Source organism: uncultured Anaerococcus sp. (assembly GCF_963510915.1).
In the GTDB taxonomy this organism is placed as follows: domain Bacteria; phylum Bacillota; class Clostridia; order Tissierellales; family Peptoniphilaceae; genus Anaerococcus.
In genome coordinates this window covers 1-2,753 of the sequence record NZ_CAUPHG010000151.1, presented here as the reverse complement: position 1 = coordinate 2,753, position 2,753 = coordinate 1, and the positions used below count along the sequence as shown (strand labels likewise).

The following is a 2,753-nucleotide window of genomic DNA, read 5'->3' as shown; positions in this document are numbered from 1 at the left end:
AATCAGAAGTGCTATTTATAAAACCCTAGCAGATAAGAAAAATTACACCAGAGACTTGGGCGGGGACAATACTACAAGTGGCATAACTGAGGCTATCATTGGCAATTTAGGAAATTAAAATGGATAAGAATATAGAAGAAAAATTAAGGGCCTATGCTGGCGAAATTGAAGAAGCCACAAGTATTGATAAGGAAATTTATGAAAAATATTCTATAAAAAGGGGTCTTAGGAACAAAAATGGAACAGGTGTCTTAGTAGGAGTGACCAAGGTCGGTGATGTTTGTGGTTATGAGATAGAAAACGGTAAAAAAATCCCTGCGCCTGGCGAACTTTATTATAGGGGATATCCACTTACAAGTCTGGTGAGAGATATAGAACAATCTCAAAGGTTGGGGTTTGAAGAAGTAATCTACCTATTACTTTTTGATAAGCTTGCAAAAAAAGAACAGCTTAGCAATTTTAAAAAAATATTGGTAGAAAATCGAAAACTTCCACCATATTTTATAGAGGACACCATAATGAAGGTGCCAGGGGCAGACATTATGAACAAGATGATGAGGTCTATGCTAGCCCTCTATACCTATGATGAAAATCCTGACGGGACAGATTCATTAAATGTTCTTAGACAAGCCCTATCGCTAATTGCTAAGATGCCCCTCATTGCTATTTATTCCTACCAGGTCAAAATCCATAATTTTGATAAGAAATCTTTAATAATTCACAATCCTGACCCAGAAAAAACCATAGCAGAAAACATACTAGCTATGTTAAGGGTAGACCAAAAGTACACCAAAGAGGAAGCTGCAATTCTCGATTTGCTTTTAATAATCCACGCAGAACACGGGGGCGGAAACAACTCAGCCTTTGCAACCCACGTTGTATCATCATCAGGGACTGATTCTTATTCCGCTATGGCAGCTGGTCTAGCTTCACTCAAGGGACCAAGACATGGCGGCGCTAATATTAAGGTTGCCAAGATGATTGATGATATAAAGGAAAATGTTAAAGATAGGCAAGACGAGGAAGCTATTAAAGAATATCTACAAAAAATATTAGATAAAAAAGCCTTTGATGGTCAAGGCTTGATATATGGTCTAGGTCATGCGGTTTATACCCTATCTGATCCGAGAGCAGTATTATTAAAGGAAAAAGCCAGAGAACTTGCAAAAATCAAGGGAAGAGAAGAAGATTTTTCTTTTGTAGAAAATATAGAAAAAATCGGTCAAAAACTCATCCAAGCAAAGTTTAATAGACCTTATCCGCCATGCGCTAACGTAGACTTGTATTCGGGTATGGTTTATGATATGTTGGGCATACCTCGTGAATTATTCCTACCAATCTTTGCCATAGCGAGGACAGTAGGCTGGTCAGCCCATAGGTTAGAGCAAATCGCAGATAATAAGATAATAAGACCCGCTTATAAGTCCCTAAGTGAGAAAAAAGTTTACATAGCTTTAGATAAAAGAAAATGAAATTAGTGTGTTTTGTGACACACTTTTTTCTTGCTATTAAAGTATAGTAAGCTTATAAAGGAGATGCTATGAGCGAAGAATTAAAAATAAAAACAACCAGTCAAAGAAATATAGGCCTTGATTTAACAAGGATTTTAGCATTTTTGTCTGTGGTTAGCGTACATTTTTTCCTAAACACAGATTTTTACAAAATCCCCATAAAGGGTAAGAGAATGCTTGTTCTAGCGACACTCAGAACAAGTTTTATGGTCTGCGTTCCCTTGTTTTTACTCCTAACAGGCTACTTGGTTTCTTACAAAAAAATTTCCTTAGAAGCGGAAAGTCTAAAAAAATATTATAAAAAAATCATACCGGTACTCTTATCCTACGTCCTAGCTATGGGACTTGTTTTTGTGATACTTAGGCTAAGGGGAGATGGGTCTTATAACTTACAAAAGGTAATCTTTGGGATTTTAGGCTATAAGGAATATTCCTGGTATGTGAATATGTATATAGGTCTCTTCCTCCTAAGTCCCTTTTTGGCAAATATCTGGACAAGCATCGGTGATAAAAAAACCCATCTTATTTTAATATCGGTATTTTCAGTATTAACCATAGGACCGACTGTTTTTAATATTCATGACCTAACAAGCTTAAAGTCGATATTTGCAGCCTATGATGACAACAAGATAAACCACATCTTGCCAGGCTGGTGGTTTAATCTCTTCCCACTTACATATTTCTTTTTAGGCGCCTACCTAAGAACCTATGTAAACTTCAAAAAATTAAGACCGGCAAAAGTTTTATTAGCTCTTGTTTTGATAATTTTTGTATCATCAGCCTACAATATCTGGAGGTCGCACGGGGGAGTATTTCAAACAAGGTTATGGAACTCTTGGGGAAGCTTGCAAAATACAGCAAGCTCTGTAGCCTTTTTTATATTTATAAACTCCATATCACCAACCAATATTGGCGAGATAAGTCAAAAAATTCTAGCCTACCTATCAAAACTTACATTTTCTGCCTATATAATTTCAGCTGCGACTGATAAAATAATCTATATTTATTTAAGAGAAAACGTTGGTGGCGTCAAGGAAGTAATGGCCTATATGCCGGCTATAGTATTAACCTCAGCCATCCTAGCCCTAATCTTGGCGGGGTTGGTAGAATATATAAAAGGAAAAATTTTGGAAAAATGTTATAGATAAAAACTAGAAGAAGCAAGAAAAAAACAGCCTCAAATTTTTTGGAAATGACCTGAACCCCAAAATCCGGAATACGGATGGAGGGATTTTTGTATGC

The 2,753-nt window shown here is 36.4% G+C and carries 2 protein-coding genes; both read left to right on the top strand.

Going from position 1 to position 2,753, the window contains the following annotated elements:
• The first annotated feature begins 119 nt into the window (after positions 1–119).
• Positions 120–1,472: a citrate/2-methylcitrate synthase gene (locus tag RQ893_RS08965; protein WP_311482666.1), complete on the top strand. Its 1,353-nt coding sequence runs from the start codon at positions 120–122 to the stop codon at positions 1,470–1,472.
• A gap of 68 nt (positions 1,473–1,540) precedes the next feature.
• Entirely contained in the window at positions 1,541–2,659 is a 1,119-nt protein-coding gene (locus RQ893_RS08960) for an acyltransferase family protein (protein ID WP_311482665.1), read from the top strand.
• The last annotated feature ends 94 nt before the right edge of the window (positions 2,660–2,753 follow it).